The organism is Varibaculum sp. GTC20041 (assembly GCF_055387755.1).
Map to the genome: position 1 here is coordinate 517,839 of NZ_AP041144.1, position 16,767 is coordinate 534,605.

Here is a 16,767-nt window from a genome sequence, read left to right on the forward strand (position 1 = left end):
TGTTCAAAGGGATAGTGGAATCCGGCCGCTCGTAGCCCTACATATTAAAGGCAGGCTTTTTCAAGCGATAAAGGGGAGGAAGTGCCACACCGTTCCAACTGGTGCCGAGCCGCTCCCACAGGAATTTGGCGAAGCCTAGCGTGTCTGCCACGTCCTCGTAGGTGAATCGGTAAATATGCCATCCGAGTTTTTGTAGCCTGCTTTGGCGCTGTTTTTCCCCTTGGATGGCGTCGAAAGCTTTGCGAGGATCGTTGCTTCGATATTTCTGCATCCCGTCGATTTCAAAAGCTTTACGAATCTTCGGGAGGGCGGCATCCAGGAAATAGCTTTGAGCGGGAGAAATCTGAACTTGAAACTGAGGAATTAGCCGCTTCACCTGTGCTAACTGAGCTGCGGCATGAAATAAAGATTCCGCGTAGCTTTCGAATCGGGGATCCATATTTGCGAGGATTCGCCGAGCTTGAGGCGCTCCGAGTCGTTTTCGATAGTTGTTGGCCAGGTTTGTCATTTGCGCGCGCAGTTTTGGAATCCGGTCTGCGAAAGCCTCTCGGCCACGCCGATCAAGCTGACCCCACTCCGGAATAAGCTTCCTAGCTGCGGAATCAGCAACTGCTTGCGCGCTTCCGGCCGGGAGCCAGGCGGCACATTGCAACGTGGTCGTAGGAAGGTCGGTGATGCGCACTCGGTGACCGATAGATTTAGTGGAATCTTTGGGGAGGGTGATCTTATGGAAAATCAGGGGAGTCGGAGGTATTTGCGTGCGGATAGGACATCCTTGGGAAGTGTCGACATCAACCCACGCTGGCAGCAGTTTCTTTTCAAAATGCCTAGTCGAGGTGTGTATAGGAGTATCACCTCGCAGAGATTTTAGGGACAGACCGTGCAGCAGGGCGGCGGTAACTCCGATAAACACCGGGGGAGTGTGACATCGCGCGGCATGGGAGGCGATTTGCCCTAACTTTACGTAGCGGATCCGCTGCCATTTGTTCGCTGATTTCAAAGGCCTGATCACGTGTCCGCGCCCGACTTTAATTAGGGAGCCGTTCGCTAGGGAGTCTTCAAGGACTCTCCGCGAAAACGCCTGGGTGCTGATGAGTTCAGGAAACATAGCTCTACCTTGACAGCTACGGTTAACAAACTCTTGTTCCTAATAATCAGGCAAGGATACTTTCGGTGTGAAGCCCGCTGGGGACTGGGATGATGGAGGTCTGGTTTAGAAGTCGCGGGAGGGGAATCTTGCCCCTGGAGGGTGTTTTCGTCCCGGGAGGGTGTATGCGCTTCAAATAGGGGTTTGGTCTAAGGAGGACGATTCTGTTTCGGGATAGAGTTATCGGCGTGGGAGGGCGATTTTCTCTTGGGAGGGTGGAAAGGTGACGCGGGATGAGGCGACCGGGCGTTGCGGCTGGTTGAAAGACCCTCCAGCGACAAATTGACCCTCCAGTGACGGCATCACCCTCCGAAGGCAGATCCACCCTCCGGAGTGTAAGAAATACGGGATATCGGGCGCGATTTTCGCGTCTCGGGAGGGTCTTTGTGCTTGCAGGGGGAGGGAGAATCTACCGGAGAATACGAAACATTCATAAAACACTCTCCAACAATCCGTCCGCACCTCAATCTGCGGGAAAAACCGGTTCAGCTGAAAAGTCCGCGAGCATTACGTATACCGCCCGCGTTATCTCCTTATGCTTCTAAGTTGCTCCCTAGTAAAAAAACCACCTAGCATTCGCCAGATAATAGCTCTGGCGACATTTCCCCATATTTTTTCGGGGTAGCAATTCCCGCTGCTAGAAGTGGATTGCCGTCCAGTACCGGATCGATCCTTTCGCTCAGCCAGTTTTTAGCGATGCCAGATCGCCTCGCCACCTCGTCCAGGGCGATAAAAATCTTGTAAACCGAGTGGTCTCCAAATTTTCGGTGATGTCGCTGCGCTCTCCTGCTAATATTTGAGGGTAGTCCGGGCACATCGAGCACGGAATGGTTCCATAGTTTCGCGCAGTGAGCGACGCGGTTTCGCAGGTATACGAAAGAACGTATTTGCCCTGGTAGATAGGTGCGAGAAACTCCCATTGAATCTGCTAACGTGGCAAGGACTCCTGATTGTCCCGAGGCCTCAATTAGCCGGGAGAGGGTGCCAAACGAAAAGGCCTCTACCGCGACCCATATGGGCATATCCGTATAGTCATTGACTGAATAGCCTTTCCTGACTTCGCGAGTCTTGCGATAGTGAGCCACGAAAGTTTCCTTACTGCGGTCGAGATCTCGTAACGCATACTCTTCAACACGCGGAGCGGAGGGACTGTGGGGTTCAGTGAAACCTTTTCCGGCCGCGAATTCACCTGTTTTGCCTATGAGTTCGGCGTAAATATATGCGAAACGGGTGCGTAAAAGAACTTCTAGCGGGTGCAGAATTTCATCACAGACAAGTATTAATGCTTGTTCTGCTTCGTAAAGCTGGCGCACCCGCTCTAAGGAGCAATTGTAAGTAAAACGGTTGTCCGCGTGGGCGGCGTCGCGCTGCCAATACCGAAAATATCCAGACAGTCGATAGTAACTTACCTTTGAGAGGAACTCTTCAGCTGTGGTTACATCGTCTACCCGCATACCGCGGCTAGCTAGTAGCTTTACCTGTTCGGTATAGCTGCGCCTGGGCTTATCCATCAGTATCTCCGGGAAATATAAAGGCCCCGGTCATTTGGGCATTACCCGCGCGGGGTAAGAGGCCTGACCGGGGATCTATCGGTTTGAGTATAGGCGGTAACCGTACCGAATATCAAGGCTCGCTGTAGCATCTTTTCTCGTATACAGATTGTGTTTCCTGTTTTTTCATTTCCCATTTTGGCGAGGTTCTGTGTTATTGGTTCTTTACACTCACATAGTTTGAGGTGTCTCGGATTTTGAGTATAGGTACGTAGCGTCGTTTTCGCTCTCGAGCGGCAGGATCACCCTCTACGGACGTAAACACCCTCCGAAGGCAGATCTCCCCTCCGGCGGCAAGCTAGCTTTCGAGGACGGGGAGAACGGGGATGCGCAGGGGGTGGAATCGATGCGTTTGACCTTATATATAGTGCTGATTCCTTTTGCGAGGAGGGCGCGCTTGTCTCGGGAGGGTGATTTGTTTCGGGATAGAGTTATCGGCGTGGGAGGGCGATTTTGTCTTGGGAGGGCGAAAAGGTTACGCGGGACGAGGTGACCGGGTGTTACGGCTGGTTAAAACGCCCTCCGGCGACGAGAGCACCCTCCGGAGACGAAATTTAGGGGTGCTGTGGAGGAAGCTCCTAATTAGTAGTCCCTTGATGAGGGGATCGCGCGGGCGTTTGGTGCGCATGGGCAATATGGGACGCACTGACGATGTGGGGAGTGTAGGCGCTACGGGATGCACTGAAGATCTGGGACACGCAGACAATCTGGTACGGGTAGATGCTCTGGGACACGCAGACAATCTGACCTATATGAACAATCCGAGACATATAGACAATCTGACAACCCGAGACACGTAGACAATCCGACAACTATAGCCAACCCGACGCCTACCGACAATCTGGAACCCATTTATAATCTGAGCTTAATAGGACGAATGTCCTCAGGTCAGAAAAAATCTAAAACAATTGTACGAACATGCAAGAAAACTTTGAATAGTTTGCAGAAATAACTCGCCCGAAGCGTTGTGGGAAAGAGATTAATTTATTATCATTGAGGAGTAATTTGTTGAGTTGAGGAATAGCTGTAACTTTCGGTGGCTGGCTCATAGTAGAGGTGTTAACGTGGCAAGTAAGGTAGTTAGCAGAAGGCTTATTGCTTCGCTGTCGGTTTTAGGGCTGTTGTTGTCAACATTGCTGGTGATCGTGCCGATGACGGCGCCCGCAGTTGAACAAAGCAACGCCAGTAAAGCTACTTCTGCTACCGCGAACTCTACCGGCAAAAAGTCCGCAAAGTCTTCTGCAAACACCAACCACTCCACCAGCAACACTAACCACTCCACCGCCGACACCGATAATAACCAGGCGCAACAGTTCAATTTCCAGCAGACTAATGCCGGCGTTCCCCAAGCACTTCGCGTTCCAGATCCGGTGCGGGGGGGGGTGCCCCCAACTGACGACCGTTTCACTTTTAATGGAACGGAGCTCACCGGCATGACAGATAAAGGCAAGGCTGTGCTGGAGGCTAATAAAGAACTGACTGTCCCGGCGGGCACGACTAAGATTGCGGAGGGCGTGTTTTCGGGGCTGGAGCTTACGAAGGTTACGTTGCCGGATTCGGTTACTGAGGTTGCAGATCGCGCGTTTTACGATAATCAGATTTCGAAGCTTACGGCGCCGGGCTTGAAGATTATTGGCGAGGGCGCATTCCAGAAGAATAAGCTCACCGCGTTTGAGTCTTCCAGTTTGGAAACTATTGGTGAGGGCGCGTTCAGCGATAACGCCCTGAAGACGGTAAAGATTAAGAGCGCCCCGGTAACTGTTATTCCGGCGAACGCTTTCCGTGATAATCAGTTGGAAACGGTGGAACTGCCAGATACGGTAACCGAGATTGGTGCCAGTGCGTTCGCTAACAACCAGCTCAAGGCAATCACGCTTCCTGTGAAGCTTACAAAAGTGGGGCAGGAAGCCTTTACTGGTAACCAGATTGATAAAGTAAAGATTCCATCTACTGTCACTGAGTTTGGTTCGCAGGTGTTTGCGAATAACCAGCGCTGGGTAGTGCTAGAAAAGGCCGACGGGCAACAAGCGCTCCCGGACTCGGTAAAGTCCGAAAAATACAAATCTGGGTTTGGTCAGGTGGCTGCGGGGGACGCGGTCTCGATAACGGTTAAGTTTATGGAGCAAAAACCGAATGGTTCCCTGGTGGAGCTGCGTAGCCCCCAGGTTTTGCAAAGTGAGTTTACGGAGCCGGATGGGGTTTATTTCGCGGGTCAGAAGAATACGGTTAAGGCTCCGGTTCTTTCTGGGTTTGCGGCTGTTAAGGAGGCCGAGGAGATTACCCCAACGGTGGGTGGCGATAATACGGTTACGTTTGTTTATAAGCGTACTGATTTTTCGCCGACTATTACTGGGGATATTAATAAGCATTTAGCTAATGGGGCTGACGGCTCGGCAGCTGCTTTACTTAAAGGCGTAACTGCTAAGGACGTTGAGGGACACAATATAACTAACCTGTTGAAGGTGTCTCCGGAGTCGGTGGATACTTCGGTAGAGGGCACGACTGAGGTTTTCTATACGGTTACTGATGCTAAGGGGCGTTCTAAGACTGTTAAGGGTACTATCGCGGTTGGTCCGGACTGGCCAGAACAAATCATCTGCCCCGGCTGGCAAGTAAAAGACTTCAAATATGGGAATGGTTTATCTGCTGATCAATCTCCAGAGCTGATAACTGGTTTTAGTGCTAGCGGGAAGAAAAAGTATGAAGCCGGTAAAACTAAGCAAGCCTGGTGTTGGCCTTCCTTCGGGGATAAGGGGCAACCAATCACCGGTATTAGGATGTATGCGTTCTCTCATCTTGGTGATTTGCAGAATATTCCTGATTCTTGGAATACGATAACTAAAATCGGTCAAAGTGCTTTTTATGCTTCCAAGATTACAAACTTACCTAGTTCCTGGGGACAGGTAGAAGAAATCGAAGCCGCCGCATTCACATCCAATAAGCTAACCGCTCTCCCGGATTCTTGGGGGAAAGTTTCTAAAATCGGTGGTGGGGCGTTCCAACAGAATAGTTTGACAAGCTTACCGGCTTCTTGGGGAAAAATAACTCAGCTTCCTAACTCCGTTTTTTCCCAAAATCAGCTATCGTCACTTCCTGATTGGGGAGAAATTACTGATATTGGCTCCTCCTCTTTCAGCGATAATAAGCTTACCGAGTTACCAAGTTCTTGGGGAAAGATTACAAATATCCCTAACTACGCTTTTTATAAGAATTCGATAGCTTCGTTACCGGAATCGTGGGAGAACATCACCTTTGTTGGTGGGGAGGCATTCTCTCGAAATCAGCTAACCAAACTCCCGGATTCATGGAGAGGAATCAGCTCTCTTGGTGATTCTGCTTTCCGGAATAATAAGATAACCGCATTGACAGCTCCTTGGGGAAAAATTACCGAGCTCCCTAATTTTGTTTTTGATAACAATGAGATAGCATCTCTCCCGGATTCTTGGGACAAAATAACTAAAATAGGTTCATCGGCTTTTGAGAATAACCGCATTACCGCTCTTCCGGATTCTTGGGGAGAGGTAGATACCTTGGGAGATTCTGCTTTCAAGAAGAATAATATAACTGCATTGACAGCGCCCTGGGGGAAGATAACCAAGTTACCCACCTACGTTTTTATGGAAAACCAGATAGCTTCCCTCCCAGAATCTTGGGGAAACGTATCCAGGATAGGGTGGTGTGCCTTCCAAAACAATAAGCTAACCAAGCTCCCGGATTCTTGGGGAAAAATAACAGAAATCGAGTCGCAGACATTTTTGGATAACGAATTAAGTGCCCTGCCGGCATGGGGGGCGGTGACCACTATTGGCGACAGAGCTTTCGTAAATAATAAACTCGCTGTGCTACCGCCCTCCTGGGATAGTGTTACCACCATCGGGAAATGTGCGTTTGCGGGGAAGCCGATTTACCGGTATTACAGAAACGATAAGGACGTGCCTAATAATTGCACAGCTGGCGAAGACAGATATGCTAACAACAACCAAATCCAGTCCTTACCTGTTTCTTGGGGAAAAGTTAAAACAATCGATACTAAGGCATTTGTGGGGAATGCTCTGACGGAGTTACCGGGTTCTTGGGGGCAGGTAGAATCTATCGGCGCGGAGAGCTTTAAAGATAACAAGATTAAGCAGCTAACCGCTCCCTGGGATACTTTCAGTGAGATTCCAACGGGTGCGTTTATAAATAACGAGATAGTTACTTTGCCCTCCTCCTGGGGAAATATCACACTGATTAACCGGAACGCATTTCAGGCTAACCGGATAGCAGCGCTCCCGTCCTCTTGGGGTAATTTGAACGAAATAAAATACGGGGCGTTTGTCAATAATGCCCTGACCTCTTTGCCTGATTCTTGGGGAAATCTAGAATCTGTAGGTGCCTATTATCGCAGCGGATATGTTCACGATGGCTATGGTGGTGTATTCGGGAACCAATACGATGCGGATAACTCGACTATAGACAGCGAGAAAGATAATAATAACATTACGAAAATCCCGGAATCTTTAGGTAAAATCACCTATTTTGGTAAGTATACTTTTTATACTGCTCGGCCCAATCGCGGAACCGTGATTACGGTTCCTGATACTCCTTTAGAAAAACCGAACTCGGATTTGAAGCATCCCACTAACCGTTTAGAGCTGGCAGTGTTGATGTTTTCCAGCATTGACTACGGCAGGGAGGGTTACCCCCCGAACGCTACCTATGCGGGTTTGTGGGCGCCTATCTATTTGCGGCCGGAATCCGGTAAAAACCCGGACAATATTAAAGGCTACGCTAATGATGTGATTATCCTGGTGGATACCAAGGTACATGCTGAATATATCGGTCCGGATGGTCAAAAACTACATGCCGATTTTGACAAGGTAGTTAGCAGTAAAGATGGTGACTCCAACAATAACTATACGCTGACCCCTCCGGTTATCCCGGGCTATAGCATTCCGGACAGTCAAAGTGTTCCCCTGACCGGTGAGGATCAAAACCTGACTTTTAGGTATGAAAAACTCCCCGCCGAATATAACGGAACCTATGCTCGTCTGGATTTGGTTGGTCGTTTAACTAACCAGGCGCAAGACTCAGAAGGTAACTATCCGGAATCTAATGTTTTAGAGGACGAGATAGGGCAAAAGCTGCGTACCGACCTTACCTATGGTGGAGACGCGGGAGCTTCCGTGTTAAAGAACGGGACAATCCGTCTAACCTATGATCCGACCAAGGTAGAGTTCGTGGAGGCTGGTTTATCTTCTAGTTCGGCATTCAAATCAGCAAAAGTGGTTGCGCCCGGAGTTCTAGAAGTAACCCTAGAGAAGAACTTTGATTCCAAACGGCGGGTTAGTATCCCGATTCACTGGCGGTTAAAAGAGCGGATTACGCCCTCGGATGGTAGTTACCCGGTGAACGCGCTTTTGATAGATAAAGACGCAAACGGTAAACGGTATGTGGTTAAACCCAACCCGGCTTCTAAGCCGGGGCCGGTGAACCTGCAAGGTCACTATTTAATGCCCACCTTTATAAAAGATGCTGCAGGGTGCAGCCTGGGGGTGTGCCGTGACTATGATGATGACGAAAACGGGGATGTTAAAACTAGCGGTAAAAATGCGGTTACCTTTACGTTCGGGGTTAAAAAAGACCTGTTCCGTAACGTGAAAGGTTACACCATCACTGATCGTTTGCCTCAATACGAGAAAACTGATGGGTCAAGTGCTCGTGCCCAGTTCGTGGCAGAAGAAAACCCTGGCTGGACGCTTGGGGAGGACGGGGTGACCCTGACCTATACGGACAAGAGCAAGACTATTCACAGCGAATATGCTGGTCTGGGTAATCTAAAACTTCATTTCCCGGGGGCGAAGAAGCAGAAACTCATTAATAACACTGCCAGTTTCGTCCTCACCCCCGAGCAGCAAGGACCAAATGAACCCGTGATAACCGGAGCGGCAGATACTCGATTCAGTTTCTATAAACCCATGGAAACCACGCCGCCGGGAACTCCGCTTACTAAAGTGGCGGACGGTCCGCATTACCGAAACGGCTATCCGGTTATCTATGACACGGTGCACGATCGTTCCCAGGAAATCAATTGGAGTGTGCTTACCGAAAACACCTCCACTATTGCTAGTCCCCTAAACCTGAGGGACTATGACCTGGATACCCGGTTGCAATACACCGGGATAACCCCCGACCCGATATTCGTGGGCGGCAAACTAGAGATACTTACCTCTACGGGCGCGGTTGATAAAGTTATATATTCGCAGAAGATCACCAGTACCGCTCGGATAGAACTGCCGGCAGAACTCACTAAATATGAGGGGGTGTGGCTGCGGTGGATTAGCACCCAAAAAGTGCAACCCACTCAAAGAACCACTACCAAGATTCACACCAAGCTGCGCAACCCGGGTTCGGCGCTGTGTAAAGAGCTTAAATGTGAATCCGACCTGCGTAATAAAGTGCAGGGTGGCGAGCGCATCAAAGAAGCTAATATCGAGGTGCTGCCCGAGGGTAAAATCTTAAAAGCCCGTAAAGAAAACACTTTCGATAAGCTCACCCTGGTTGGTAAAACCGGTGTTTACACGGTGGGAGCCGAGATTGAAACCGATTATGGTGATCCCTTGACCGCGTTCGAGCTGTTAGATGTGCTGCCTAAAGGGTTAGATGTGCAGCGGGTTGTCCTCACTAAACAATTCGCGACTCTGCCAGGGGCGCGTTACGAGATCGTGTCCAACTGGAATAATACTGGGCGGCAAGCGGTTCGGTTCCTGGCCGACCAGGTAGCAAACCCGGGTGATGTTTACAGTGTCGGGCAGTTAGAGACCACGATTTCGCCGCGCGTAGCCGACGGGAACATGGTTAATGAAGCATTCGCTCGTTCCCAAGGCAAAGTGCGTTACCTTAACCAGGTTATAAATGACCCGGTAGCTGGGGCTGGTACTTGGTCAAAGGCCGAGAACACCACCAAGGTTTCAGTCGGAAACGAAATCTATATTTCTAAGCGGATTCGCGAACGTAAAGCCGGAGCCGAATGGGTAAACGAAATCCAGACCGTGGCGGGCGCAAAATTTGATTACCAGTTGCGGCTGGGATACGGAAAAACCCCCGAAGAAAACCCGGTCATATACGATTTGTTGCCGGTAGCGGGAACCCCGGCACGCCCCGGCTCCACCCTGATAAACCAGTACGATTCTACTGGTCAAATTAGTTTTGAAATGGCAGACGGTACTGATGCTAAAGGTTGGCAGACTTTCTACACCTGCGATACGGGTATAGCTAAAGACAAGCTAGCGGACGCTAACTGGCAGACCAGTCCGTGTGGGGCGGTTACCGGTCTAAAATTCCAAAACACCACCCCTCAAATCGAGCGGAGCGAGACGAGGATAACCGTCCCCATGATTGCCGGTCCTGCGGGTGCAGATCCGCGTTCTCAAGCGAATCTGGGTAAAAAGGCGATTAACGATTTCTGGAATATATCCACTTCCCACGAGGGCAAACTAGAGTCCAACCCGGTAATTAACACCGTGGTTCCCCCGGCAGTCGATATCGAGCTAATGAAATACGGTTGGAAAGCCGAGCCGGGACAGCCGGCTCAAAAGAAAGCTTTAGCAGGGGCGCGTTTCGGGTTATTTAATAAAGAGGGCGTGCTGGTTTCTTCTGTCCTGTCTGGCAGTGACGGGAAAGTAAAGTTCACGGGCGTGCAAGCCCTGCCCGGCTGGGTAGTACGCGAACTAGATGCCCCAGTCGGTTACCAGGTTAGCGATAAAGCGCTAGTGCTATCGGCTAACGACTTTGCGGGCAGCAACTATGATGCCACCACCGGCACATATCGGATTGCACTACCCGATGTCATTAACTTCGGTCATTGGCAGCCGATTGAGCCGGTTACTGGTTCGGTGGAGTTTACTAAGGTTGATGCACTTGGTCATACTTTGGCTGGTGTGGAGTTTACGGTTACTCCGGTTGCGGTCAAGCAAAATGATGGGTCTTTGGTGGCTCCTAATTCTGCGCCGGTGACGGTGCGTTCTAATGATGATGGTTTTGTGAAGTTTTATGGTTTGCCTGCGGGTAAGTGGCGGCTTACTGAAAACGTGGGTGATAGTCATTTGCAGGCCATTGAGCCGGTGGAGTTTACGATTACTCGTTGTACGGGTTCGGAGTGTACGAATTTGCGGGGCCTGAATTTGACCCTTGGCAAGGGTGGAAAGGTTGTTAATGATAAAGGCCAGGTAGCCTTGTCGAAGCTCGGCGTGCGGGGCATGGCCGATAAGGGCAAGGAGTTTGGTCAGTGGCAGCGCGGGGACGGCGTTATCAAGGCTGGTGCTACCTTTAACCTTTATAAAGGAAAAGGGACTAGTAGCCTAGTTAAATCGGTAACCACTGGAGGATCGGCCGCTAATGTCATCCTCGATAATCTGGAGATTAATCAGGTTTACACCCTGCAAGAAACTAAGGCTCCTGAGGGTTATACCCTAAATAGTGAGCCAATGTATTTCCAGGTTGGCGCGGATGGTCGGCTTTTGGATGCTGATGGTAAGGCGTTGCTGGTGCAGAGCGAGCTATTGGTTCCTAATGAGGAGTCGAAGAAAGAGTCCTCGATTGTGGTCACCAAGGTTGACCCGACGGCTGATGAGGCTGACAAGTTCCTTAAGGGCGCCGAGTTTGGTTTATTCAAGCAGAGCCCGGATGGATCTTGGCCGACCGAGCCGATCAAGAAAGTAACTACTGGTGAGACCGGTCAAGCAGAGTTCACCGGTCTTTCTGGCGGGGTTTACCAGGTGAAAGAGCTGAAAGCCCCGGAAGGGTATTTTGTGAACCCGGGCGCGGTGCATGAATTCGTGGTTGATGATTATAAGGCGCAGCAGTTTACCTGGACGGCCAATAATAATCGCTCCCGGTTGCGGGTGTTTAAGTTTGAGCCGTTGGTTAGGGGGGTTTCTTCTGATGCCGCGGATAAGGTAGTGGCCGAGAATAAAGGTGCACTTAAGCGTGCTGGTTTGGTTGCTGACACGTTTGATGTGGTGATCCCACTGTCTGGCGCCAAGTTCACCCTCTTTGAAGAGGACGAGACTACCGAGGTCGCTAGCGGCCTTACTACCGGTGATGATGGCCTGGTAGAGCTACCTACTACGGTGAAGCTGGATCCGGATAAGATCTACAAGCTGAAAGAAATCACGGCTCCTACCGGCTACGTGGCGAAGTCTAACGCGGTATCAGTAAAGGTTTCTGATTATGCCCTGCTGGATGGGTTTACCGGTTTGATCACTATGGAGGTGCCTAACACTAAGGACACCGGCCGGATCACGGTTTCGAAGCTGGCGAAAGAAACTGGTAAGGCCTTGGCGGGTGCGGAGTTCACTTTGACCAAGCCGGACGGGTCTACCCAGAAGCTGGTTACTAACGAGGTCGGCCTAGCTACCTTTACTGGTCTGGATTTCGGTAAGGAATACGCCGTGCAGGAAACCAAGGCTCCAGAAGGTTACCTGGTATCGGACGAGGTCTCGAAAGTTACTTTGACCGGCGATAACCCGACAGTGACGTTTGTACGTTATAACCAGCGCGCCGAGGTAGAAATCGCCCTACACAAGGTCTCGGATAAGGGCGAGGCGATGTCGGGCGTGGTGTTTGAGCTTTCCCGCGAGGGCGATAGCGGGCCGGCACAAGTTTTGACTACTGGGGCGGACGGAATAGTTAAGTTCAAGGTTTTGCCTGGTCAAAACTATGTTTTGAAGGAAACCCAGACCAATAAGGGTTACGCCCTATTGCCGCAGCCGGTTAAGTTCACGGTTGATGGTAACGGGAAAGTGACCGTTATCAGTGGTAAGGGTAATGTTAATACTGTTAGTGGCGGGGATAGATCCCTGACCGTTACTAACTACCCGGAGGGGAAGCTTCCCTTGTCGGGATATGCCGGTGCTTTAGAAGTGTTGCTTCTAGGGTGCCTGGTGTTAGGGATTGCTATTGTATTTACTCTATTTGAAAGGAAGAGAAAGTGAGTAAGAAAAAGTTACTGGCCGTGCTGACTGGCATGGTGATGGCCTTTATGGGCCTGGCAGGCGTGGGCGCCGCCAGCGCTGCGATTGCAGAGTGGAATTCGCTTACGGTGCATAAGTATCTGGGTGCTACTAGTAGTTTGCCTCATAATGGTACGAAGCTTACCGAGGAGCAGCTTAAGGGCTTGACTAGCCAGAAGCCTTTGCAGGGTGTGAAGTTTAAGCTGTACCAGGTTGAGGGCGTTGATGTTGATACTAACGAAGGGGTAGCGGTTGCTTCCAAGATTGGGAACATGACCCTGCCAGGTGACGTGGTAACTAGCGGCATCATGGTCGATGGTAAGAAGTACACTCTTAAGGCTGCTAACCCGGCTGAGATGACTACTGACGCGCAGGGTCAAGCAGTCTTTACTGTTCCCAACGTTGGTTTGGCTAATGGTGTTTATGTAGTGGTCGAGGATTTAGCTGGCTCTGGCGACCTCAAGACTGCTGATGGCGCTGTTGATAAGGCTAAGGTGACTCCGGCGGCTCCGTTCGCGGTTTCTGTGCCGATGACTAAGCCTGATGGCACTGGTTTGAACAAGGACGTGCATGTTTACCCGAAGAACCAGGTTAATGATTTAACTAAGACGGTTAAGGACGCGGGTAAGAACGTCGGTGATGATATCGTTTACACGATTTCTACTACTTCTACCGGTGCTGATACTAACGGTGACGGCAAGATGGACAAGGCTGACCTGGTTTAGATCCTAACCTAACTTATAAGTCGGTTACCGTAAAGGTAGCAGGCGCTGCGGTTACCGAGGGTGAGAATGGTTATACGCTTACTAAAGAGCAAACTGGTAATCCTGCGCAAGATAAGGTGACGGTATCGTTTAAGGGTACTACTTTGGACACTATCGCTGCTGGCGCGAAGGTGGAGCTAGAGCTTACTGCTAATGTGAAGCAGGATTCTGCGGTTGGGGTTATTCCTAACCAGGCCAAGCTCTACCCGAACGATTGGGCTAAGAAGAAAGATAAGCCGGTTGACTCTCCTAAGGTTGAAACCAAGTTCGGCGATATCGTAATCAAGAAGATTAATAAAGATGGTGCCGTCTTGGCTGGTGCTAAGTTTAGTGTTCACCTAGATAATTCTGCTGATAAGGATTGTTCTAGTTATGGTGATGCTATTAAGACCTCTGAGGCTACCGGCATTGATGGTTTGGTTAGTATCAAGGGTTTGCACTTGACTAACTTTGTTGATGGCAAAGAGGTTCCTGAAGCTGACCAGCATCCTTATTGCTTGGTAGAGACGCAGGCTCCGGCTGGTTACCAGCTTTTGCCGAAGCCAGTTTCTTTCAAGCTGACCAAAGAGGGCTCGGTTACTGATTTGAGTGCTGCTGCCGAGGCTAAGGCGGGTAACGCTCTTGATATTACTAACTTCAAGAACCCGGGGCTGCCGCTTACTGGTGCTCAGGGGATTTTGCTCGTTTCGGTTCTGGGCTTGATTCTAGTGTCTGTTGGTGTGGTGCTAACCGTTAAGCGCCGTCAGGACTAGGCATAGGTCTAGGAATACTATTAATAGAGTGATCAATAGCCCCTAAGACCAAAGAAGGGGGCGGTGCAGTAAGCTACACCGCCCCCTTCTTTGCGCCCTCATACGGGAAACGCTTTTCCCGTTATAGGTATCGGCTAATACCGGGCAGACAGGTTAACCGGCAGGCGGGTTAACCTGTGAGGCAAGAGGGGCAAGACTGCCTAAGAATAAACGGCGCTAAGGTGGATGGCGATACCCTGGGGTGGGGTAAATAAAAAGCCGGGTCATATCAGGGTAGCCAGGTGAGAAGTGTTTACAGTTTTGAGAGGAGGGGACCGGGATGCGTAAGGCTGTGATTGTTGTTTTGACGGTGCTGGGAGCATTACTTTTGCTTTATCCGGTGGTGGCTATTTTTGTTGGTAATGTGCGTATTGGGGAAATATCCAGGATGCAGGCGCAAGAAATGAAGCAGGTTTCTGTACATCCTGACCAGGCTCAGAAGCTCCTTAAACAGGCGCATGAATATAACGCTAATATCCGGGGTATCCCGATTCTTGACCCCTATCTGTATAAGATGACCAAAACCGGCTCGGAAGAGTATCAGGAATATTTAGGGACTTTGCCCGGGGACGTGATGGGCCGGTTGGTGGTGCCGGCAGCAGGGATTGATTTACCGGTACGTCACGGTACCGAGGATGACGCGATTGCTCGGGGCGCGGGGCACCTGTTTGGTACCGGGTTGCCGGTTGGTGGTAAAGGGGTTAACGCGGTCCTTACTGCTCACTCAGGGATGAGAACCGCCAGCTTGTTTGACGGGCTGCGGGATGTCAAGGTTGGTGATATTGCTTACGTGCAGGTGGCAGGACAGAAGCTGGCTTATAAAGTCCGTGCTATCCACGTGATTAAACCCACCCAGTTAGAGTTGTTCGAGCCTAAAGCTGGTAAGGATATTTTGACCCTGTTTACGTGTACTCCTTACGGATTGAACACGCACCGGCTGGTAGTGACCGCTGAGCGTATCGCTCTTAAGGAAGCGCCCCCGATGAACGAAGACGGCCCTACCTGGTGGGACGCGTTGCGTTGGTGGATGATCATCCCGATCATTATCTCGGCTATAGGAGGCGTTATAGTAGCTCGCTACCTGCGAAAAGACCGTAAAAAACGCGATGAAGAAACCACTCCAGACCAGACAGATACTCCCACGCAAATCGGCAGGCTAACCCGCACGCAAAGAGCGAAAAAATTTAAAGGCTCAGCAAAACGCAAACGAGCACGCCATACAGCGCGACCGCGTAAATAATCGCGCACCCTCAAAACCCCTGAAACCAGCGTAAAAACCAGCCAAGCGCACCCTCAAAAAAATAAAAAAGCTCCACCGAAAGCTGTCCCTTTCCATCCCCTTCCCGTGACCAGGGTTCATTTCAGAGCAAACCCGCCCTCCGGCCTATAAAATAGAAACAAGCAGGCAAGGGCGCAGCAGAAGGGGGACGCAGACATGTCGGGAAAAGAAACTATCCTAGTGGGGGTTGACGGCTCCCCAGAATCTTTAGAGGCCGCGGAATGGGCGGGCGCGCGCGCTAAGCAAAGCGGCGGGAAACTGCAAGTATTATGTGCCTATGCGCTGCCCTCTTATACGGCAGCGTCCATGGATTCCGGATTCGCGGTAGTAGACAATGATGCGATTCGCGAAAGCGCGCAAACCGTAGTAGACGAAGCTGTCGCTCACCTCGAAAAACGCGGTTACCAGGCTGAAGGGCGGGTGGAAGCCGGAGACCCCACCGCGATTTTGGTGCAACTGTCGCAGCAAGTCGATTTGATTGTGGTCGGCACCCGCGGAGGCGGCGGGTTCACTGACCGGTTGTTGGGAGCGACCTCCTCGGCTTTGCCGGCCTACTCTCGATGCCCAGTCGTGGTAGTGCCCCGGCGGAAAACGGATGACCAATTCGTGCCGGTAAAGAAAATCGTGATCGGATTCGACGGTTCCACGCGTTCTCGCAAATCCCTGCGCCGCTCCATCAAAGAAGCCCAAGTCTGGGGCGCGGAACTCACCGCCGTGGATGCGGTTCCCCTGGCATCATCCGCCGGGATCCTTTCTTGGCTGCCGGCCACGGTCGATCGTGACAGCATCTTGCGGGATGTGCGTGACGGGCTTAAACAAACCTGTAAGGAAGAAACCGCTGATAGTGGGGTGAAAGTACATTCTCATGCTTTGGATGGGAACCCGGCGGCGTTGCTGACAGAGTTTTCCACCGCCGTTGACCTGGTGGTGGTAGGTACTCGCGGAGGCGGCGGTTTCACAGGGGCACTAATGGGTTCCACCTCGCAATCCGTGCTGGCTCATGCAGCCTGCCCCGTACTAGTAGTCCCCACCGGCGAGCGCGAATCCAGTGCCGAGGAATAGTGGCAGCTACTGGGTGCTAGCGGTCTATTGCCACAGGTAGTGTCATATTCTGGTCGGGTGCTGGGTAATAAAGACGAGTAGAGTGTCGTTGTGGTACAGGGGAGGGGATAGCTGCTTGTCTCGGATTGTATTGTTCGCTGTGTTATGTGGTGGCGTAGACAGGGCTGAAAACTGAGCATTAG

8 protein-coding genes and 1 pseudogene are annotated in these 16,767 nt (G+C 51.0%); 7 read left to right on the forward strand and 2 right to left on the reverse strand.

The features are described 5' to 3' along the window. Positions 1-37: 37 nt before the first annotated feature. A complete protein-coding gene (locus ACZ5BI_RS02135; protein ID WP_316098571.1) occupies positions 38-1,108 on the reverse strand; it encodes a hypothetical protein in 1,071 nt (356 codons plus the stop codon). Between the two features lie 608 nt (positions 1,109-1,716). After that, positions 1,717-2,658 (reverse strand): Abi family protein, encoded by a 942-nt coding sequence (locus ACZ5BI_RS02140; RefSeq protein WP_024059296.1) that lies wholly within the window; start codon positions 2,656-2,658, stop codon positions 1,717-1,719. Between the two features lie 635 nt (positions 2,659-3,293). Here ACZ5BI_RS02140 and ACZ5BI_RS02145 point away from each other — a divergent pair. The 7 genes and pseudogenes from ACZ5BI_RS02145 (at position 3,294) to ACZ5BI_RS02175 (ending at position 16,585) form a co-directional block, all read left to right on the forward strand. After that, a complete protein-coding gene (locus ACZ5BI_RS02145) occupies positions 3,294-3,497 on the forward strand; it encodes a hypothetical protein (RefSeq protein WP_316087226.1) in 204 nt (67 codons plus the stop codon). 264 nt (positions 3,498-3,761) lie between these two features. Further along, the gene (locus tag ACZ5BI_RS02150) at positions 3,762-12,671 is read left to right on the forward strand and encodes a SpaA isopeptide-forming pilin-related protein (RefSeq protein WP_464896528.1); all 8,910 of its coding nucleotides are present in this window, start codon (positions 3,762-3,764) and stop codon (positions 12,669-12,671) included. After that, entirely contained in the window at positions 12,668-13,414 is a 747-nt protein-coding gene (locus ACZ5BI_RS02155; RefSeq protein ID WP_464896529.1) for a SpaH/EbpB family LPXTG-anchored major pilin, read from the forward strand. The genes ACZ5BI_RS02150 and ACZ5BI_RS02155 overlap by 4 nt, the downstream gene beginning before the upstream one ends. Positions 13,415-13,470: 56 nt before the next feature. Further along, positions 13,471-14,136: pseudogene (locus tag ACZ5BI_RS02160) on the forward strand (SpaH/EbpB family LPXTG-anchored major pilin); the annotation flags it as partial. Then, positions 14,131-14,205 (forward strand): LPXTG cell wall anchor domain-containing protein, encoded by a 75-nt coding sequence (locus ACZ5BI_RS02165; protein ID WP_464896811.1) that lies wholly within the window; start codon positions 14,131-14,133, stop codon positions 14,203-14,205. The pseudogene ACZ5BI_RS02160 and the gene ACZ5BI_RS02165, both read left to right, overlap by 6 nt. 319 nt (positions 14,206-14,524) lie before the next feature. Then, positions 14,525-15,484, forward strand: a complete 960-nt coding sequence (locus ACZ5BI_RS02170) for a class C sortase (RefSeq protein ID WP_316076768.1) — start codon at positions 14,525-14,527, stop codon at positions 15,482-15,484. A gap of 195 nt (positions 15,485-15,679) precedes the next feature. Then, on the forward strand, positions 15,680-16,585 hold the full coding sequence (locus ACZ5BI_RS02175; RefSeq protein ID WP_464896530.1) for a universal stress protein: 906 nt from the start codon (positions 15,680-15,682) through the stop codon (positions 16,583-16,585). The last annotated feature ends 182 nt before the right edge of the window (positions 16,586-16,767 follow it).

Coding starts and splice junctions, on each gene's coding strand:
- ACZ5BI_RS02175 (WP_464896530.1), top strand. CDS start 15,680: ATGTCGGGAAAAGAAACTATCCTAGTGGGGGTTGACGGCTCCCCAGAA.
- ACZ5BI_RS02140 (WP_024059296.1), bottom strand. CDS start 2,658: ATGGATAAGCCCAGGCGCAGCTATACCGAACAGGTAAAGCTACTAGCT.
- ACZ5BI_RS02135 (WP_316098571.1), bottom strand. CDS start 1,108: ATGTTTCCTGAACTCATCAGCACCCAGGCGTTTTCGCGGAGAGTCCTT.
- ACZ5BI_RS02145 (WP_316087226.1), top strand. CDS start 3,294: ATGAGGGGATCGCGCGGGCGTTTGGTGCGCATGGGCAATATGGGACGC.
- ACZ5BI_RS02170 (WP_316076768.1), top strand. CDS start 14,525: ATGCGTAAGGCTGTGATTGTTGTTTTGACGGTGCTGGGAGCATTACTT.